Here is a 384-nt window from a genome sequence, read left to right as displayed (position 1 = left end):
CGCCTTCGGCGCGCCCCGGAATGACGGATTGTGCAAAACCTTCCCCCTTCGCGGCGCACGACGGAGGAGAGGCCGCAGCGGCGTTCAGAGACGGCCCATCAGGGGCTCGCACCCGGAACGAACTTTCCGCGATGCTCGTAGACGCGCCAGGTCAGATCATTCGTCGTTCCGATGTGCAGCGTCCTGGCGATCTCGCGCGCCAGATGGACACCCAGAAGGGCCGCGGCTTCCCACACGAAAAGTGTGGGGAGCGTTCCGCTTTCGGCTCGAGATGACACAACCGGCACCGCCTCCGATCGTCGTCGTCCCCGCAGCGAGGGCTTTGCGAGATTGGTCATTCCGGGACGGCGCGCAGCGCCGGACCCGGAATCCAGTCGAAAATAC

The 384-nt window shown here is 65.4% G+C and carries 1 pseudogene; it reads right to left on the bottom strand.

The annotated features are described in order from the left end of the window. Positions 1-98: 98 nt before the first annotated feature. Positions 99-384, bottom strand: a pseudogene (locus CH341_RS35495) (hypothetical protein); the annotation flags it as partial.

Origin of the sequence: Rhodoplanes roseus, from assembly GCF_003258865.1 — a bacterium.
Lineage (GTDB): Bacteria > Pseudomonadota > Alphaproteobacteria > Rhizobiales > Xanthobacteraceae > Rhodoplanes > Rhodoplanes roseus.
Note: the sequence above shows the minus strand (reverse complement) of the source record. Positions and strands in the feature narration are given on the sequence as shown.